This window comes from Candidatus Eisenbacteria bacterium, assembly GCA_018831195.1.
GTDB lineage: Bacteria > Eisenbacteria > RBG-16-71-46 > CAIMUX01 > JAHJDP01 > JAHJDP01.
Map to the genome: position 1 here is coordinate 1 of JAHJDP010000026.1, position 17,362 is coordinate 17,362.

The following is a 17,362-nucleotide window of genomic DNA, read 5'->3' on the forward strand; positions in this document are numbered from 1 at the left end:
CCCTTGCTTGCAATTTTCCGCTCTCTTGTGCTTCTTTTCATTAGAGGCTCCCTTCGTTTTTAAAACGATTTCTGGTTGACTGTGGAATCTTTCCACAGGGGAGCCTCTACTTCAATTTTCAACTAAATTCAGGATATCCTCCGAAGAGTTACTTGACCTTTCTATCAAAGACTTCAGAATCCTTAACTATCATGATTGTGAATCATCAGTCCGCTCCCATTGAACTAAAGCGCCTTGCCGGATTTCTGCGAGGACCGCTGCTCCTTGTCATCTTGGCGGCCTTTTTGTTTTACAACCCATCCGCTGCCGATACCGCGAATCCTGACAGTGAAAGCGCCGGAGCCCAAATTCTCTTCCAGCGTCATACCGCGATCATGGCCACGATCGATTCTTTGAGAGATGCGAGTCTTCCAGAACAGGCCCTGGCCTTGGCGGCGACCCAAGTGACGACCGCCAGAGCCGAGCGGGACTCATCCTTTCTCCTACAACTGATGATGCGGCAGGGAAGCATTTGGTCCGGGTTTGGACAAGTCCGCCAAGCAGAAGGCACCCTGCGTGAAGCGCTCCAGCTTGCGGAAGCTCAACAGGACTCCGCAGCGCTCTGCTTCGTGCTCCGATGGCTGAGCGTCGCCGTTTCCGGCCAGGGTCGGGGTTCCGAGGCGTATGAAATGTGTCAGCGTCTCCTCAGCCTTGCACGCGAACAAGACAGTCCAATGTATGAGGGCTGGGCCTTGGTCGGTTTGGGATGGCAAACGCTGTCAGCGGGAAAGGCCGCCGAGGCGACTGAGCTGTATCGCCAGGCCATTCACGCATTGCGCCGTGAAAACATCGCCGACGGATTGGCCTGGGCCTTGAACGGCATGGGAATCGCTCTTGGGCGCCTCGGCGCCTACGATCAAGCGCTGGTCCACTTCCGCCAGGCTGCGGCCGCCGCGGAGAATATCGAAATTGAAAACTCGCGGCGGTTTGTTTTGGGCATTGTGCTGAACAACCTTGCGACCCTCGAATTCAATTTCGGCGACCCGAGTGTCGCCGCCGGGCATTTTCGAGAGGCGCATGAGCTTCACATTTCCGAGGGAAATCAGCGTGCCGCGATGATGCCGGGACTTAACGCGGCCATGTGCCTTACACAAATCGGTCGCCGTACTGAAGCCATTGAAGCGATGGAGAGCTTAGCGGAGATCTGCCGGAGGGAAGGATACCTGGATCTTCTTGGCAGCATCTTGAATAAGCTGGCTCCGATCTATCGTTTGCAGGGCCGGAATTCTGACGCTGCCAAGGTTTGCCGGCAGTCAATGTCATTGGGAGATGCGCTGCCGACGCATACTCAGGCGGAGGCGCATATCTTCTTGGCTCAAACCTTAAGCATGTCGGATAGCTGCGAGGCGGCCCTGGCGGTGCTGGATAAGGGCGCGCATCTGCTGGAGTCGGCGCCGGATGCGCAATTCAATCTGAGGCTGAGGTCCGAGCGCGGCTGCGTTCTCAGGAGGTCAGGCCGCAACAGAGCCGCTCTCCCCTATCTTCTAAGTGTGGCGGGAGAAGAAGGAAAACAGGGCCTATCACGCCTCAGGCTCGAGGCCTTGGTCACGGCGGCGCTGGCTTACCAGGCGCTCGGCAAACCGGACAGCGCGCTGGTGCTGCTGGAGCAAGCGGCCGCGGATTGGGAATCCGACCGTGGCGTGCCGCTGGATCCAAAGTGGCGCGAGCAACGCGGCGCCTGGAGTCGAATGCTCTACACCGATCTCGCCGATCTCCTTCTGGATGATGGAAGCGGCCTTCCAAAGATTGAACAAGCACGCCGGGCGTTCGACCGATTGCAATGCTTTAAAGCGAGAACGCTCATGGAGAGGGTCCACGGTCCGGGCTCGCCACAAATGATCCCGCCCGCGAATGCGCCGATGGAAATCACGACTCTGGATCTCTTGCAGACAGAAGGCCTGCGACCGGGAGAACTTCTGCTGGATCCATTCTTAGGGCCTGACTCATCGATTCTCTTCGCGGTCACGTGCGGAGAATGCCGTGCCGTCAGGCTTCCTTCCGAAGAAATTCTGGCGCCCAAACTGCACCTGTATCGCTGCATGATCGAGGATCCTCCTTCCTCCGCCAACCTGATCGACCTCCAGCTTCTCAATGACGTCGGCAAGACGCTTGGGCAGCAGCTGTTCGGTGAGGTGGCTGATCTCCTCGACGCTTGCGATAGGATCATGATCGCGCCGGATGGGATTCTGAATCTGCTGCCGCTGGCTGAACTTCTCCCCGCTTCACAAAAGGGCGTACCGGCGCCGGCGCGACTGAAGGAAGTCGTCCGCGTGCCTTCCGCTTCCTATCTCGTTTGGCTGCGCCGAAAATCCGCCGCGCCGGAGATCGACAGGGAAACGCGCATTCTAGCCATCGCCGCCGCGCGGGGAAAGGACGGGCAGGCATTACCCGGCGCCATCGACGAGGTGCATCAGCTTGCCAAAAGCTTTCACAATGTCGAGGCAATGATTGTTAAAGCGGATAGCTGCCCGGATCTCCTCACTGAAAGGTTGGCCGATTATGATCTACTGCACCTGGCCGCACACACTGACGTGGACGATAACTCTCCATGGCGCTCCGCCATCCAGCTCTCTCCCGGTGCGGAGGAAGGATTCCTTTACGCCGATCGTATAACCACGCTACCGTTGCAGGCGCGTTTAGTCGTGCTCTCCAGCTGCTCCTCCGCGGGCGGACCCATTCTGTCAGGTGAGGGCGTGCTCGGTCTTTGCACGGCTTTTCTGAGCGCCGGTGTGCCGGCCGTCGTGGCCACGCTTTGGGACGTGGACGACAAATCCACGGCTCAGTTTGTGGGGCGATTTTACCGTCATTTGGCGTCCGATGACAACGCGGCCGCGGCTTTGGCGGCAGCGCAGGAAGAGATGCAAGCCAATCCGCGCACGCGGCACCCCTACTTTTGGGCCGGCTTTATCCTGACCGGCGATGGTGATATCCGCGTGAATCTGACACGACGCGTCCATCCGCTGGGGTATCTACTGGGCGCGCTGGCTCTTATAATGATATTCATGATTCTTGCATTCCGGATGTGTTTAACCAAATGAAGAGCATCGATCAATTGAGCGATGATGCGCTCGTTGAGCTTGCTCAGCGCGGCGCCGAAGATCCCGAGGCGCGGCGTGCGGCTGCTGTTCTCTTCGGCCGCTATTCCGGGCGGGTGTACATTTGGGCATTTCGCTATGTCAAGGATCACGATCGCGCCAAGGATTTGGCGCAGGATGTCCTGCTCAATGCCTGGCGTCGACTGCCCACCTATGAGCCAAGATCGCGGTTCTTCGCCTGGCTTTTTACAATCACCCGGAATCGGTGTCTCAATGCGTTGCGGAAGCAGCCGCTGTTGCGCGACGAAGTGATTGAAGTTGACAACTTGGCTGGAGATCAACCGGATCCAGGCGAGAAGTATTCTGAGAAAATCAACGAAGAGGAGATTTACTCTCTCTTGCGGCAAACGCTGGACCCGCAGGAACAAGATGCAATCTATCTGCGCTGCTTCGAGCGGATGCCGGTTGATGAAATATCTAATTTTCTGGGAATCAAGGGTTCCGCCGGCGCCCGCAGCGTTTTGCAGCGCGCGCGCCGAAAACTGCGGGAGGCCATTGACGAGCGGCGCCAACGTGAACGGCGATCGCACGGATTTGACGGCCCTCTGAAGTGAGGTCAGCCATGAAGCGAGATTGTCCTTCTATCGAAGAATTGGGTGAGTGGCTCGAACTCGATCCGCAAGACTCACGCCGGGCCCATATTGAGCAGTGCGCCCGCTGCCGTAATCTCCTCGCTTCCCTGCGCGAATTCCGCGCTCCGAGCCACGTGCCGGCCGATGCCAACGTGCGGGACGCCGAGCAGGACCTCGGGCAAATCCTCACCCGTGAATTGGAGGGGGGCGAACAAAAGAAACAGCCGCTGAAAGGCAGACGGATGTTTTTTCGGCGCCCGGCCATCGGTCTTGCCTTTGCGGCGATGGCTCTCATCGCGGTCGTTCTCTTCCGGCACCAGGCTGAGAGCCCTGGGCCTTACGTGGCCCGCAGCGTTTCCTCGAACGAGAGCCGGCTCCTGGTTCTGCAGCCGCCGACCATGCTGCCGGATGGCCGCACGGTGTTGAAGTGGAATCAGTTGCCGGGAGCGGATTCCTATCGAATCGTTCTTTATGATCTGGATCTAACCGAGCTGGCCCGTTTCCCAGCAAGGGTTGATACCTCTCTGATCCTCTCCCCGGGAGATTGGCCACCGGCGACCCTAGGGAAACCACAACTTCTGTGGCAGGTGCGGGCCATGCGTCAGGGAAATGAATGGATTCAATCGCTGCCGGCGGGGATAAAACGGCCCTAGCCGGCAACCATCCCAAAGTTTGATTTTCTTCATGATCTCCTCTCCCCTGCTGTGTTTCTAAGCATAGAAGCCCGAACCACGGTTCAGACGTGTGGGGGCCAGGCCGCTGAAGCTGCCTTCAGATCGGGAGGCCGACTGCACAGAGATAAAGGAGAATGCCATGAGACTCACCCCGTCGATTCAGATTACCGCCTGCTTGTGCGCCTTGGTCACGGCGGGATTCACTCCCGCTCTGGCGGCATGGTCCATTGACCCCTGGGAAAACACGATGATCTGTGAGGAAGAAGAGAACCAGTATGAGCCGGTCATCGTCGGCGATGCGGCCGGCGGTTGCATCGTCGCCTGGGTGGATGAGCGCGGCGGATCCGGAAAGATATATGTACAACGTCTCGACCCCGCAGGAGCAAAGCTCTGGCCAGGAACTGGTATTCAGGCGAGCGAGAGCAACTGGTCCCAAAAACATGTTCGCATGGTGGAGGACGGCGCCGGCGGCGCCATCCTGGTCTGGCAGATGGAAACCGCTACAGATGACATTCAAGCTCAGCGAATCGCCGCTGACGGAAGCCGGCTTTGGGGCACGGCCGGGGTGCTCGTGGCCAATGAATGGTACAGTTTGGCCAATCCTGAAATCACGTCAGACACCTTTGGCGGCGCCGTCATAGTGTGGCAGGACGCCGATGCGAACAATTTGATTTACGCCCAGCGTTTTAACGAATCAGGGAGTATTCTCTGGAATTCATCAGCCGTCCAGGTCAGGAATGCGGCGGGATCTGCAACCGATCTGTGCATGACCGATATTGGCGGCGGGGGCGCCGTCATTGCCTGGACTGATACCCGCGATACCGACCCACGGATCTACGCGCAGTACGTTTCCTCCGCCGGAACCTGCATTTGGGCAGTGAATGGCATCAAGGCGACAACCAGTGTCACGGATCAGGAAGGTGTTGATATAACGACGCTGGGTACAACCGCGGTGCTCGCCTTCACCAATAACCCTGGTAGCAGCTCCCTATATATAAGTTGTCAACGACTCAGCCTCTCGGGCGCTCGAATTTGGGGATCCTCGGGCATCCGCGTCTCATACGAAGACGGACACCAGATCCTGCCGCAGGTGACTCCCGATGAAGATGGTGGAGTCCTTGTCGCCTGGACGGAGTTCACGGCAATTGATGATCGTATTCACGCGCAACGTCTCACCGCCGCCGGGGATCGACACTGGACCTCGAACGGTGCGCTCGTCAATGACTACGCCGGCGAGAAAGGCGGGCCTAGAGTCTGGGCTGATGGTGAAGGCGGATGCCTCTTATCGTGGGTCGACACTCGCCATTACCTTGGATCTATATACGCGCAGCGTCTCGATGCCAATGGAATGCGCCGATGGCATGAGGACGGAGTCCAAATGAGCGGAACCACACTTTACGAAGACCATCAATCACTCCGGGATGACCGCGGTGGCCTGATTGCCGTCTGGGGTGACGATCGCGAGGGCAGTGATAGTGTTAACATTTACGCGCAGCGTATGCATGCCACCGGCTACCTCGCCGATCCCCAACCAGTGATGACCGAGGTCTCCGATTTCCCCAACGACCAGGGAGGCCGGGCGCTTGTCACTTGGGATCGATGTTACTTGGACGCCTGGCCCTGGACGGCCGTTGAGTCGTATTCGGTTTGGGTCCGGGAAGCCGAAGTCAAGCGCCCCAAGATCCTGGACTATGAAAATTGTACAAACCTCAGCCGTCATCTGGGAATGTCGCCGGAGACTCTCGCCGAAATGGGTCGAGATGGGTGGACATTCGTCGATGATGTGCCGGCCGTGCTTGAGCCCGTGTATTCCTGCGCCGCTTTCACATTTGGTGATTCGACAAGCGCCGGAATCCCCATGGCTGAATACCGGGTTCTCGCTCACTCGGATAATCCGGCGATCTTTTGGGAGTCCGAACCCATGTTCGGGTATTCCGTCGACAATTTGGCGCCCGGCGCTCCGCTTGCGCTGAATGGGCTGTCTCAGGGCCAGGGCGAGGTCCTCCTCACCTGGAGCGCCAGCGGGCATCATGACGAAGATCTCTCCCACTATGTGGTTTACCGCGGTGCCGAACCCGACGTCCCGCAAGATCCAGATCATCAGGTTGGTACGACCGTTGAGCTGACTTTTATCGATCCGTCGGGTTCTGGCACCTGGTTCTACCAGGTCACGGCGATGGATGTGCACGAAAACGAGAGCGAGGGAAGCAACGAAATTCAGGTGGAGGTCACTTCATCCGATGCGCCGGAGGTAACGGGACTCCCTTTGAATCTCGCCCTTCATGTGAGAGGCCCCAATCCATTCGTGGAACAGACGACTCTGGCCTTTGACCTGCCCGAAGAATGTGAGGTTGATCTTTTGGTGTGCAGCGTCGATGGACGGCGTGTCGCCAGGTTGGTTCAGGGAGTGCACCCGGCCGGCCGCCATCGCGTCAGTTGGCGGGGCCGCGACGCCGATGGCCGTGATCTGCCTCCAGGCGTCTATTTCGCGCGGATGCGGGTTGGATCGTCCACATACCGTGTTCGCCTTGCGCACGTGCGTTAACCCGCTGCTCGAGGGGTAGTTATGATTTCATTCTGAGAGGAGCCCAGGAACCTTCGACAAATACCTCCCGGTGATGTTATCATAAAGGGTTGGCACGTATTACATGTCCATGATGGGCAGCGGCATCACCGTGGGAGCGCATGAAATGAGTTTCTTGAGTAAAATGTTTGGCAAAAAACCACCGAAGGAGGCGGCGCGTCTTGGCCGCAATGAGGCCTGCTGGTGCGGTAGCGGCAAAAAATACAAGCGCTGCCACTACGAAGCCGACCGTGTGTACTTCTCTGCCCAGAGCAAGGCCAATTGCGCGGGCCCAACCTGAAGCCGCTGAGCGAGGTGAGTTTCACCTTTACAAAAGCCTTGATCCCGACCCCACGCTGCATTTTTTGCTGTTGTTCCATCTAGCTGTTAGCCATGATGCTCCCGCCACCGCCCCGTCAGTTGTTCAGTGAGAGGAGAGCCCACCATGAACCAAAGCGGTATCATATCCGATAGGGTTGCAGGAATTGCGAAGTCGGCGATTCACGAGATGACGCACCTCGCGAGCGCTATCGACGATGTCTCCTTCCTTTCCTGGGCAAAACCGACCACCGACACGCCCGAACACATCAAGGCGGCCGCCATCGCCGCCATCCGCGACGGCCGAGCGGGCGGCTACTCCGTCACTTCCGGCTTACCCGAACTGCGCCGGGAGATCGTCGCGAAGCTCGCACGAGACAACCGGATTACCGCTGATATCTCGGAGATCATCGTGACCGTGGGCGCCATCGAGGGCTTGGCCGCCACGATCATGGCCGTCGTCGATCCCGGCGACGAGGTCATCCTGCCCACTCCCACCTACTCGACCCACATCCGGCAGGTTGTGATCGCTTCCGGCAAACCGATTCTTGTCCCCTGCATTGAGGAGCAGGGTTTCGCACTCGACATCGCCGCGATCCGCAAGTCCGTCACCCCCCGTACGAAGGCCATTCTCTACTGCTCCCCGAGCAATCCCACCGGTACCGTCTTCGGTGAAGATCAGCTCAGAGAGCTGGCCGCGGTGGCGCTGGAGCACAACCTCGCGGTGATCACCGACGAGGCGTATGAGTACTTCACTTTCGACGATCACAAGCACTTCAGCATCGCCTCGATTCCCGAACTGAAGCATAATGTGATCAGCTGTTTCACATTCACGAAAACCTATGCGATGACCGGCTGGAGAGTCGGATACCTGCACGCCGATGCGGCCACGATCAAACAGATTACCAAGGCTCACATCCCTTTTGCGATCTGTGCGCCGACCGTGTCGCAATACGCCGCACTGGCGGCCCTTCGGGGCCCGCAGGAGTGTGTGGCGACATTCGCCGGACATTACCTGGCCGCAAGGAACCGGATGTGCGAACGGCTGGACGACCTGAAATCGGTCTTCGACTATCAGAAACCAGCCGGCTCCTATCTCATGTTTCCGCGAATCCTCCATCCGGAGGGACGCGATTCCATGACCTTCTGCAAGAAATTGCTGCAAGAGGCCAAAGTCTCGACGACACCCGGAATCGCTTTCGGACCCACGGGCGAAAGCCATCTCAGAATGTCTTTTTGTGTACCGACGGAAACGATCGACCAAGCCTTCGATCGAATGGAAACCTACTTCGGGAAGTAAACTTTATGAAGGCGGAGACACAGAACATCGTCTTTGGTCCCGTGCCCTCCAGGCGGCTCGGACAGAGCCTGGGCATCAACAATATCCCGCCCAAAATCTGTACCTATAGCTGTCTTTATTGCCAGGTCGGCCGCACGACAAAGCTACAGACCAGCCGCCAAGCCTTCTGGAACCCCCATGAACTCGTCGAACGGGTCAGCCGAAAGTGTGCGGCCGCCAAGGGGAACGGCCTAACGCTAGACTTCCTGACCTTTGTTTCGGATGGCGAACCGACGCTCGATGCCAACCTGGGAAAGGAAATCGAACTCCTGCGATCTCTCGGGATCCGCATCGCGGTCATCACCAATGCGAGTTTGCTCATGCATCCCACCGTGCGCGCGGATCTCGCCCGGGCCGATTGGGTCTCTGTCAAGGTCGATTCGGTGGATGAAGCAACGTGGCGGCGAGTGAATCGCCCTCATGGAACACTGCATCTCGATGAAATCTTGGCGGGGATCGCGGCATTCGCGCTTTCGTTCCAAGGAGAGCTGGTAACAGAAACGATGCTTCTCCGAAATATCAACGATCATCCAGAAGCTATCGCCGCTGTTGCCGATTTTCTGGCACAAATAGGACCTGTTCGCAGCTACTTGTCGATTCCAACGCGGCCCCCTGCCGAGCGCGAAATTGCCCCCCCCATCGCAGAAAATCTCAACCGCGCCTATCAGATGCTGAGTGATAGGCTCGCGAACGTGGAGTACCTTATCGGCTACGAGGGCGACGCCTTCGCCTCCACGGGAAATGTAGAAGATGATCTCCTTAGCATCACGTCCGTGCATCCGATGCGGGAAGATGCCGTCGACGGATTTCTCTCCCAAGCGAAGTCCGACTGGTCCGCTGTCCGCATGTTGATCGATCAGGGCCGGATGGAAGAGGTCGAATACCGCGGCAAGCGTTTCTACGTGAGAAAAATCCCACGCGGGGAATGATGCCTCCGGCACAAACTGCGACTGTTCATCGCTGAATGCCCCTTCCCATGCCCAAGCGCCCATGCTCAATACTCCCATCTATTTGCCGGGTATTGCGTTAGGGGTTGTATTATCTTAATCTATTTTGTACAATGTTTCTGATCCGTGGAAGAACGTTTGTGCTTCTCTTCACTGAGGAGGTCCCTGATGCCGTTCCGCAGGCTGCATTCACTGATCCTCGCTACGAGTCTCCTTCTCGCCGCCGCACAGAGCAATCCGGCTCTCATTTGTTCTTCCGGCTTCGCCGACATGGGCGCCGGATTACCGGGTGTGTATCAATCCTCGGTGGCGTGGGGGGATTACGACAACGACGGCGACCTTGACATCCTGCTGACAGGATACACAGGCGCCGAGTGCATCGCACGCGTCTACCGCAACGACACGGGGACCTTTGCCGACATCGACGCCGGACTGACGGGAGTTTATGCGAGCTCCGTAGCGTGGGGGGATTACGACAACGACGGCGACCTCGACATCCTGCTGACAGGGGATACGGGGGCGGTGCGTATCGCACGCGTCTACCGCAACGATGCGGGAACCTTTGCCGACATCGACGCCGGACTGACGGGAGTCTATTCGAGCTCGGTGGCGTGGGGGGATTACGACAACGACGGCGACCTGGATATCCTCCTTGCGGGCGATATGGGATCGGAGTTCATCGCATGCGTCTACCGCAACGACGCGGGAACTTTTGCCGACGTATGCGCAGGGCTGACGGGAGTCAATGCGAGCTCGGCGGCGTGGGGCGATTACGACAATGACGGCGACCTGGATATCCTCCTCACGGGCGATACAGGTTTGGAGTTCATCTCTTGCGTGTACCGCAATGACGCGGGAACCTTTACCAACATAGACGCCGGGCTGGCGGGCGTAACGGTCGGCTCGGCGGCGTGGGGCGATTACGACAATGACGGCGATCTCGACATCCTGCTGACGGGTGACTCGGGATCGGAGATCATCTCGATCGTCTACGATAACGACGCGGGGGTTTTCACCGACATCGCCGCCGGGCTGGCAGGTGTCGCCGCCGGCTCGGTGGCCTGGGGAGACTACGATAATGATGGCGACCTCGACATCCTGCTGACGGGATACACAGGCGCCGCGTGCATCTCGAGCGTCTACGAAAACGGCGCGGGAACCTTCACCGACATCGGCGCTGGACTGACGGGCGTTGATTGGAGCTCAGCGGCCTGGGGCGACTACGATAATGATAGCGACCTCGACATCCTGCTGACAGGACACCCGAACTCGGCTAACATTTCATTATTGTATAAGAATAACGACGCTCCGGCAAATACGCCACCGGATGCACCCGACGGTCTTTCTGCCTCGATAGCAGGGAATCAGGTTATCCTGAGTTGGAACGCTTCCAGCGACGTCGAGACACCCTCCTCAGGTTTAACATATAACCTCTGGATGGGTTCGACTCCTTCGGCGCCTGACATCGTCTCCCCCATGTCCGACCTCACTAACGGCTATCGCAAGGTTGGTCGACTCGGCAACACCAACCACAATATATCCTGGATCATCACTCTTCCCGACCCACCCCCTGCAATCGCTTATTGGGGTGTACAAGCGATTGACACCGCCTTCGAGGGATCCGACTTTTCACCATCCGAATCCATCATTCTGGATGCGTCCGCCGTGCCGGAACCCGAGTTCGTGCCGATGGCGTCCGCCCTCGGAGACAACCATCCGAACCCCTTCCGGTCGGAGACAATGATTACTTTCGACCTGCCTTTGAAAGCAGAGGTGTCATTGGAGGTGTTTGATACGCAGGGCAGGCTGGTGAAGCAGATTGAAAACGGCTTCATGGAAGCAGGACACCATCACCGCCCCTGGTTGGGAGACAACGAGGAAGGCCGGAGAGTCCCAGCTGGAGTATACTTCTGCCGACTGCGCGCGGGCGCATTCGTTGAGTCAAGGAAGTTGATACTATCACAATAATTTCTACTGACCGGGCCGGGAAACAGCGCCATTGAATCAGATTTTCTGACAGCTGGAGCAGATATGCGTTCCGCGCTGACCCACGACAATTCGTTCGATAATTCCATCGCCACAGCGGGGACATGCAGCTCCGGCTTTACGAAATACGCGCAAGCGGTCCTGGTTTCGCCCGCGCCGCCCGGCAACACTGTAGAAATTGGTCTGGCCATCCCCTAACGATGTCCCCTGTGAATGAATGCCTCGTCTTAGAACCTTGCGGATCGATCGATAAAGTTGACCTGATTCGCTCAGACTCAGCGAGGAAGACAATCGCATCGGGTGCAGTTGCGCATCCCACAAAGCCTCGTCGACATAGATATTACCCAGCCCGGCGAGAAAGCGCTGGTCAAGCAACAATGGCTTCAGCATCCGTTGGTGATCTGCGAGCTTCTGCGTCAAAAGGCGGCTGGTAAAAGCAGTCGACAGGGGTTCAGGACCCAACATCCCAAGGCGTTCTTCCAAGGAATTAACCAAACACCACCGGCCGAATTTGCGAGTATCCAGAAACTGTAACCATCGACCGTCGTCAAGCAACAGGGCGACCCGCTCATAATCCTTTTCGCGCTCAACATTCCCACCGATAATCAATCGTCCCGTCATCCGAAGATGAATCAGGAGAAATTGCCCATCCGAAAGCTCCAAAATGATAAATTTCCCACGGCGGGAAATGTTGACGATAGATTGGCCGCACACACGCTTGGCGAAATTCCGGGGTGTGAGCGCGTCAATGGATCGCGCCCATTGGACCACAACCTTGCGAATTGCGCGGCCCGCGAGTCCCGCCTTTTGCAGGTCACGGACAACCGTTTCGACTTCCGGCAGCTCAGGCATATTCGACACCGCATGGGTTAAAAGCGATCGCCCCCAATTATTGAGGGCGATCATCTTTACAAGGATACTCTATATCATCGTAGCAGCAACATCCGACTCATATGAATTAGATTGAGACACCGGGCGCCCTTGGCGCTCACCTTGCCTATGAGGTCAACGTCGCAAAACCACAACTGGTCCGCTGATTTCATGGCCTTGGCTATCCAAATGATCTAGGCTCCTGGATAGTCAAGGAGGTGGGGCCATGAGAGTTCCCTCGATGAGCCGGCTTGCTATTGAAGCGAGCCGGGTATTCCTTCGCTTTCCTTTTGTTTTGACAGCCGCAATTGCGGCCGGAATCAGCGCGGCCATCGCGGTGGGTCACTCCGGTTACACTGTTTGGGTGCGATGTCTAATGGGCGCGCAGCTCGGTATACCTTTCCTGCTCGCCTTGACCCTGTTTGGCGAACGCCCTACACGCCTGCGGTGGCCTTTCAGCGTGGCGGGGACGGCCTTAATTCTGCTCTACTACCTCACCTTGCCGGCCCAGATGTCCGGCGCCGTGTTGACGCGCTTCTTCCAATTTAACATTGCGGCTCACCTGTTGGTAGCGTCTCTCCCCTACATCCGCCGCAACGAGCCCGATGGCTTTTGGCAGTTCAACAAAAGCTTGTTTTTGCATCTCCTGAAATCACTCCTCTTCACAGGTGTGCTGGTGATCGGATTGGACGTGGCCCTGCTGGCTCTGGACAAGCTCTTTGGTCTTGAGATCAGCGGAAAAGTCTACGCGCGCATCGACCTGCTCATGCTGTTTATCTTCAATACCTGGCACTTTCTGGGAGGCGTGCCCCGCGACTTTGCGGCGCTGGGGAAAAGCCGCGACTATCCCCGCGCCCTGAAGGTGTTCGCCCAATATATCCTGGCGCCGCTGGTGGCCCTCTACTTGGCCCTGCTCATGGCCTACCTGGTGAAGGTGCTCGCAACCTCCGAGTGGCCCAGCGGCTGGATTGGCTGGCTGGTGAGCAGTGTTGCCGCGGCGGGTCTCTTCTCACTGGTCCTGCTGCACCCCCTGACGAAAGAGCAGGAGAACCGTTGGATCGCGACCTATGCACGTGTCTACTTCCTGCTGATGCTGCCATCGGTTGGTATGCTGATCATGGCCTTGGCAAAGCGGATTGGCCAATATGGTTTAACCGAGAACCGTTACTTCATGTGCGTTCTCAGCTTGTGGCTGCTGGGCGTATCGATCGCCGGCGCGCTAAACCGATTGAAGCGGCTTGAACCTCTGCCCGCCACGCTCTGTCTGATCGCCTTCCTCACGAGCTTCGGTCCCTGGGGGGCCTACTCCATCGCGCGCAGCAGCCAGGTGGGTCGGATGGAACAGCTGCTTTCCTCAGAAGGTCTGCTGGCTGAGGGGAAGCTGACGACCGCCGATAAGGATGTGGATATCGAAACGCGCCGGGAATTGAGCGCCAGTCTCGACTACCTCATGGAGTATCACGGGGTAAGCTCGGTCGAACGCTGGCTGACCCCGGCGCAAAACGCGGAGCTCGCTCTTCTGGGCGATTCTCTGACAGAAGGTCCTCGGCAGCGGGAGCTCAGCCGGCAGGTGATGGTCTACCTTGACTTGGAATACTCCGCCGATTGGGCGCGCCACCCCAACCGCGAATGGTACTCTTTCCAATGTGAAAGCGGCGGTGAGGCCATTCCCCTTCCCGCATCCAGTTATCTGCAGAAGGTGAGGTTTTCAGATGACCGAAGCCAGACCTTCACGATCTCTGAACGTGCTGTCCAGATATCTCAAAATATGAATCGCATCAGGATGAGCGAAGGCGGCAAGACTCTCTTGACGCTCCAATTGGAGCCGCTGATGGCGGAGCTACGGGATCGGGACCGGAACGTGGGTGAAGGGGAAGTACCCGGCAGTCTCATGGTGGTGGAAGCCGCCACGGAGTCCTTGCGTGCGCGTCTCCTTGTGGATTCGATCCGTTGGCATTTTGTGGAGGATAAACCCCAGCTTCAGCGCCTATCAGGCTATCTGTTGATGGAGCCGCTCCCACCGCCGCCGTAGTTTCCGGGCCAGCCGGATCAATTCTTCGCCTTGCGCGGATCCCCGTCGTACCCCAGCGCCGTCCAGTCGAGGCGTCCCTTGGAGCCGTGGCAGGTATTGCACTTCAGGGCATCCTCCTTGGGGACGACCATGTGGTTGATCTTCCAGTACATCTCCGTCTCCACCCAGCCGTAGCTGCCGCTGTAGTCAAGACCGGTGGCGGCCATTCCCTGCGCGGCGGCGGAATTCCAATCGAAGGTCGTCCAGTAGCCGGTTTTTCCAAAAAGCTTCGGGGTGATCATGATCTTATGGCCCGTATCGTAGATCTGCCGGCCCCTCATCTTTTTGAAGGGGTAGATCTTCGCCGTGGAATCTTCATGGGAGCCTGCCGGCCAGTTGAGGGTCACGATCTGATCCGGATCGATGACGTCACCCAATTGATAAGCGCCTCCCTCCCCGTTGTACCAGGCATAGGTCGGTACAATCTCTCTATCCCAGCTGAAACTCCCCTTCTGCTTGCTGAAGGTCGGCATGCCGAACGCGTCAACTTCACTCGCGAGATCTTTGCCGGCATCGGACCAGTCCCACCAGACTTTCGTCGGGGCGCCCTTCGCAAAGGTTGGAATGTGGCACGTCTGACAGGCGACCCTCTTGCAATGGCTGTTGAGCATCTTGGCATTCTTTATATGCGGCTCCGCCTCATGGCAACGGGTGCAGTCCAGCTTCTCTTTCCCACCCGGAGAGACCACAAGGGCGTTTCCCGAGATCTGATGATTCTCGGTCAGATGACAACTCTGGCACGACATATTTTCCCCATCGATGCCCATGTGAACATCGAATGTGCGCTGAGGCTCCACCAATGACTCGTCAAGATCGCCGTGCTTAATGGCATTGCCGCCTCCACCGAAGAAATGACAACTGCCGCAAGCCCGGCGATCGGGCATGCCCACATTTTGAGCAACATGCGTCAAGTCGGGCGCCGGGTAGACCGTTCCCGCAGACTCTTTTGTCTCATAGGCGGGGTGGCCGGCGCCGGTGGGGAACTTCTTGTAGCTGCCGGTCGCATCGTGACAAACCAGACAATCGACATTTCGCGCATTTTCGAAATCGAAGGTGTCGTCCTCCCAACCATAGCCGGCGTGGCAACTTGTACAACGCGGCCAGTTGCCGGGAAGACTTATACAGAAATTGTTTATCGCATTCTTCTTGCCGCGCTCGACCGGACCTTTTCGATCCGCCAACTCCTGTTGAGATGACCAAGTCCAGTGCGTCGTCTTCATGAAGTCACGCGCCGCATCCTCGTGGCAATTCAGGCAGGCTTCCGTCACCGATGGTCCGTCGGAAAAGGGTCCCTCCAGAGCATCGATGTGTTCCTGGATGGCGGCATGAACAGGCTGGGTCAGCAGGAGCAGCAGGGTAATCAGCGGCAATCTCCAAATCTTCATAGCAACCTCCCCGATTTCCAAATCCCTCAGTCTCACATCAAGATAGCAAGGGGACCCTTGCTCCGCAATTCTTACAGGTAGCCATGGAAGTTGATTCAGATGTCGGCATCGGTTACTTTATGTTCCTTGAGATACCTAGCGTTTTGCTCGGAACAACTGGGCGCACCGAAGTCAATGCACCGGAAGCGATGCGGATGATCGACAAGGGGGAATTTATGCGTGCCCTTTATTATTTTGTGTGCGTTCTGTTTATCGTGATGCCCATTTGGGGTTGCGGCGGAGGCGATTCGGCTGACCAGGCCGCGGATGCCACAGAAAACGTTGCGAAGGCAGCCGAAAACGCGGGCGATAACATGGCCGATGCGACCGGCGAGGCTATCACAACGACTGCCGATAAGATGAAACAAGAGATGATGGATGAGTTATCGCGCCTTGAAGCTGATCTGAAGCCTCTCAAGGAAACCGCCATGACACTCACCCAGGAAGATCTTGACAAGCATCTGCAGGGCATCCAAGTCAAAGTGGACGAAGTCCGCAATTCCCTAATGAACATGAAGCTTGAGGAAACCGGTGATCTGGAGGGGCAAAAGAAGGCCTTCAAAGCTAAGCTCGATGACATCGGTATGGAAATGAAAAAAGCTCAGAGCATGATCGACGATCTCAAATCCAAGATGCCTGGTCATTAGACCGTTTAGGTTGTGCTTCTGAAATTGCATCTGAGGGGGTCAAGCGCCCGGCGGTCGACGCGGCCGCCAGGCGCTTTTTATGCTTGCCGCGGGTCTAATAAGCGTATTTCAGCTCATGACGGCGGTTCTTCGGGATGCAACGCGTCTCAATCGTGCGGTTGTAATATTGTTTGAGCCTTCGCGGTAAGCGCGTCCGTGTGGCAAAGAGCCTCTTGGCCAGGATCTCATCAACCCGCAGCTTTCGATCGAATAGTCCCAGCCTCTGCGCCGGTGACTCGCTATTATAACGCTCCGAAAAGGGCTTGATGAAATTCCTCCAGACCTGAAGGATCGCCAGCCGCTCGGCGGCGCTCTGCCGGCGCTTGCTGAAAGCGATCGTCTCCCGCTTGTGATTGGCGCCACTGTGACGGATCAAAAGGTCGAGCAGGTTAACCGGGAAAAGAGGATTCCGTGGCGTGCGCGGATCGGTCGAAGAGGTCACATGATGGGACGTCTCCACTCCTTTCAACCGGCGGAAAGCGCGCGGATAGGCGGGGTGATCATCAGAATAGAGCGCCACCCTCTTCATATCCCCGATCGCCAGACGGACAAGATGCGCCATCTCCTTCTCAATCGATTTCGGATCGGGCCGGCCCAGCTCTTTCTCCAATTTCATCCGCTTTTCCTCCTGTTTTAGCGTCATCCGGCCTTTGCGGCGCAGCTCCGCGTCGGTGAAGGCATAGAAGAAATGCGAGTTGGATCCGACCGCCACATGAAAATGGGTCGGATAATATTGGCTGTATTCAAAGGATTCGAAACCGTCCACGACCAAAGGCTC

Annotated in this window: 13 protein-coding genes; 10 read left to right on the forward strand and 3 right to left on the reverse strand. The window is 57.4% G+C overall.

The features are described from left to right. Positions 1-191: 191 nt before the first annotated feature. From KJ970_04785 to KJ970_04820, 8 genes are all read left to right on the forward strand, one after another. The gene (locus KJ970_04785; GenBank protein MBU2690223.1) at positions 192-3,077 is read left to right on the forward strand and encodes a CHAT domain-containing protein; all 2,886 of its coding nucleotides are present in this window, start codon (positions 192-194) and stop codon (positions 3,075-3,077) included. Beyond that, on the forward strand, positions 3,074-3,688 hold the full coding sequence (locus KJ970_04790) for a sigma-70 family RNA polymerase sigma factor (GenBank protein ID MBU2690224.1): 615 nt from the start codon (positions 3,074-3,076) through the stop codon (positions 3,686-3,688). The genes KJ970_04785 and KJ970_04790 overlap by 4 nt, the downstream gene beginning before the upstream one ends. An 8-nt stretch (positions 3,689-3,696) precedes the next feature. Next, a complete protein-coding gene (locus KJ970_04795) occupies positions 3,697-4,359 on the forward strand; it encodes a hypothetical protein (GenBank protein ID MBU2690225.1) in 663 nt (220 codons plus the stop codon). A 160-nt stretch (positions 4,360-4,519) separates the two neighbouring features. Further along, on the forward strand, positions 4,520-6,925 hold the full coding sequence (locus tag KJ970_04800; GenBank protein ID MBU2690226.1) for a hypothetical protein: 2,406 nt from the start codon (positions 4,520-4,522) through the stop codon (positions 6,923-6,925). 109 nt (positions 6,926-7,034) lie between these two features. Next, positions 7,035-7,244, forward strand: a complete 210-nt coding sequence (locus KJ970_04805) for an SEC-C domain-containing protein (GenBank protein MBU2690227.1) — start codon at positions 7,035-7,037, stop codon at positions 7,242-7,244. 144 nt (positions 7,245-7,388) lie between these two features. Further along, positions 7,389-8,561, forward strand: a complete 1,173-nt coding sequence (locus KJ970_04810) for an aminotransferase class I/II-fold pyridoxal phosphate-dependent enzyme (GenBank protein ID MBU2690228.1) — start codon at positions 7,389-7,391, stop codon at positions 8,559-8,561. Positions 8,562-8,566: 5 nt separating this feature from the next. Beyond that, positions 8,567-9,529 carry a radical SAM protein gene (locus tag KJ970_04815; GenBank protein MBU2690229.1) on the forward strand — a complete coding sequence of 321 codons (963 nt, stop codon included), beginning with the start codon at positions 8,567-8,569 and terminating at the stop codon, positions 9,527-9,529. Positions 9,530-9,715: 186 nt separating this feature from the next. Next, complete coding sequence (locus KJ970_04820; protein ID MBU2690230.1) at positions 9,716-11,515, forward strand: T9SS type A sorting domain-containing protein; 1,800 nt, start codon at positions 9,716-9,718, stop codon at positions 11,513-11,515. 36 nt (positions 11,516-11,551) lie between these two features. On the opposite strand, the gene mutM is transcribed toward KJ970_04820, so the two are convergent. Then, positions 11,552-12,385 carry a DNA-formamidopyrimidine glycosylase gene (mutM, locus tag KJ970_04825; GenBank protein ID MBU2690231.1) on the reverse strand — a complete coding sequence of 278 codons (834 nt, stop codon included), beginning with the start codon at positions 12,383-12,385 and terminating at the stop codon, positions 11,552-11,554. Positions 12,386-12,629: 244 nt separating this feature from the next. On the opposite strand from mutM, the gene KJ970_04830 reads away from it, so the two are divergent. Beyond that, positions 12,630-14,435 (forward strand): DUF4153 domain-containing protein, encoded by a 1,806-nt coding sequence (locus tag KJ970_04830; GenBank protein ID MBU2690232.1) that lies wholly within the window; start codon positions 12,630-12,632, stop codon positions 14,433-14,435. 17 nt (positions 14,436-14,452) lie between these two features. On the opposite strand, the gene KJ970_04835 is transcribed toward KJ970_04830, so the two are convergent. Continuing rightward, positions 14,453-15,859 (reverse strand): tetrathionate reductase family octaheme c-type cytochrome, encoded by a 1,407-nt coding sequence (locus KJ970_04835; protein ID MBU2690233.1) that lies wholly within the window; start codon positions 15,857-15,859, stop codon positions 14,453-14,455. A gap of 83 nt (positions 15,860-15,942) precedes the next feature. Between KJ970_04835 and KJ970_04840 the strand changes: the two genes are divergently transcribed. After that, positions 15,943-16,545, forward strand: coding sequence for a hypothetical protein (locus tag KJ970_04840; protein ID MBU2690234.1), 603 nt, complete (start codon positions 15,943-15,945; stop codon positions 16,543-16,545). A gap of 94 nt (positions 16,546-16,639) precedes the next feature. Here KJ970_04840 and KJ970_04845 read toward each other — a convergent pair. Continuing rightward, positions 16,640-17,362, reverse strand: a 723-nt coding sequence (locus KJ970_04845; protein ID MBU2690235.1) for a hypothetical protein, incomplete at its 5' end; no start/stop codon positions are given.

Coding starts and splice junctions, on each gene's coding strand:
- KJ970_04785 (MBU2690223.1), top strand. CDS start 192: ATGATTGTGAATCATCAGTCCGCTCCCATTGAACTAAAGCGCCTTGCC.
- KJ970_04790 (MBU2690224.1), top strand. CDS start 3,074: ATGAAGAGCATCGATCAATTGAGCGATGATGCGCTCGTTGAGCTTGCT.
- KJ970_04795 (MBU2690225.1), top strand. CDS start 3,697: ATGAAGCGAGATTGTCCTTCTATCGAAGAATTGGGTGAGTGGCTCGAA.
- KJ970_04800 (MBU2690226.1), top strand. CDS start 4,520: ATGAGACTCACCCCGTCGATTCAGATTACCGCCTGCTTGTGCGCCTTG.
- KJ970_04805 (MBU2690227.1), top strand. CDS start 7,035: ATGATGGGCAGCGGCATCACCGTGGGAGCGCATGAAATGAGTTTCTTG.
- KJ970_04810 (MBU2690228.1), top strand. CDS start 7,389: ATGAACCAAAGCGGTATCATATCCGATAGGGTTGCAGGAATTGCGAAG.
- KJ970_04815 (MBU2690229.1), top strand. CDS start 8,567: ATGAAGGCGGAGACACAGAACATCGTCTTTGGTCCCGTGCCCTCCAGG.
- KJ970_04820 (MBU2690230.1), top strand. CDS start 9,716: ATGCCGTTCCGCAGGCTGCATTCACTGATCCTCGCTACGAGTCTCCTT.
- mutM (MBU2690231.1), bottom strand. CDS start 12,385: ATGCCTGAGCTGCCGGAAGTCGAAACGGTTGTCCGTGACCTGCAAAAG.
- KJ970_04830 (MBU2690232.1), top strand. CDS start 12,630: ATGAGAGTTCCCTCGATGAGCCGGCTTGCTATTGAAGCGAGCCGGGTA.
- KJ970_04835 (MBU2690233.1), bottom strand. CDS start 15,859: ATGAAGATTTGGAGATTGCCGCTGATTACCCTGCTGCTCCTGCTGACC.
- KJ970_04840 (MBU2690234.1), top strand. CDS start 15,943: ATGGAAGTTGATTCAGATGTCGGCATCGGTTACTTTATGTTCCTTGAG.